At 73.2% G+C, this 1,357-nt stretch carries 1 protein-coding gene; it reads right to left on the bottom strand.

The window, feature by feature from the left end:
- A partial coding sequence (locus tag B0W80_RS34025; protein ID WP_256856768.1) for a serine/threonine-protein kinase occupies nt 1-1,123 on the bottom strand: 1,123 nt, incomplete at its 3' end.
- Nucleotides 1,124-1,357: the final 234 nt, after the last annotated feature.

Here is a 1,357-nt window from a genome sequence, read left to right as displayed (position 1 = left end):
CGCTGGTAGTGCCCGAACCTGCGCCGGCCGCATCGCCATCGCGCCCTTGCATCCACCACCAGCCGCCGGCCACGGCCAGCACGGCCATCGAGACGGCCGCCGCGATCGCCGCGCCCTTGCCCTTGGCGGGCGCTGCGGCCCCGGCATCGGCCACCGATGCGGGCGGCGGCATCGTCGTGCGGGTGCCGGCACCGGCCGCGCCCGCGCCCGTGCTTGCACCCATGCGCGTCGGCGCGGCCTGTGTGCGGATCACCGTGGCGCCGCCGTCGAGGCCGAGCGCATCGCGCAACTCGGCCATGGACTGCGGCCGCGACTCGGGCCGCACGCCGAGGCCGGCGTCGATGGCGGCCAGCAGCGCGTGGCTGTAACGCTGGCGCAGCGCCTCGTTGGCGGCGAGCGGCTGGTAGCTGTCGGCCAGCAGGCGCGCCACCGAGGGCGGCGGCGCGCGGCCGCTCACGGCCACGTGCATCACGGCGGCCAGCGCGTACACGTCGGTCCAGGCGCCCTGCGCCATGTCGGGCATCTCGGCGTATTGCTCGACCGGTGCGTAGCCGGGCTTGAGGATGACGGTGATGGCCTGCGTCTTGTCGGTGATCACGCGCCGCGCGGCGCCGAAGTCGAGCACCACCGGCCGGCCCGAGCCTTCGAGCAGGATGATGTTGTCGGGCGCGATGTCGCGGTGGTAGCAGTGGGCCGCGTGCATCACGGCCAGCGCCTGCGTCACGCCGTCCATGATGCGCAGGAGCCAGGCTTCGTCGGCGCCACCTGGGGAGGCTTGCAGAGCCTGGCGCAGGGTGTCGCCGCGGTAGAAGGGCATCACCATGTAGGTGGTGCCGCGCTCCTGCCAGAAGCGGTAGACCTTGAGCAGCGAGGGATGGTCGAACTGCGCCAGCAGCCGTGCTTCGTTGATGAAGCTGCGCATGCCGAGCTCGAAGGTCTCGCGGTGCTGCTCCGACAGCGGCGCGACGTTGCCGTCGCCCTGGCGGGTCGAGAGCGAGCTGGGCAGGTACTCCTTGATGGCGACCACGCGCTCGAGCGTCGGGTCCCACGCTTCATAGACCACGCCGAAGCCGCCCTGCCCCACGATGCGCGTCACTTCGAATTCGGCGAGGTGGCTGCCCACGGGCAGCAGGCCGGCCTGCGACCCGCCCGCGCCGGCGCAGGGTTCGGCCGGCCGGTGATGACCTGCGTGGGGTCGTCATCGCCGTCGGGGCGCAGGGTGCGCGAGGAGTCCGGCTCAGCCATCGCCCACCCCCTTCCCTGCCTTGCTCCCTCTCCCCCTGGGAGAGGGTTGGGGTGAGGGCACCGGGCGATGGCAACAGGCGCGCCTCGTCGACGGCCCGGCGCTCTCACCCCC

This window comes from Variovorax sp. KK3 (assembly GCF_001984055.1).
Lineage (GTDB): Bacteria > Pseudomonadota > Gammaproteobacteria > Burkholderiales > Burkholderiaceae_C > Variovorax.
The sequence above is the reverse complement of the archived record's forward strand: the minus strand, read 5'-3'. Positions and strand labels throughout refer to the sequence as shown.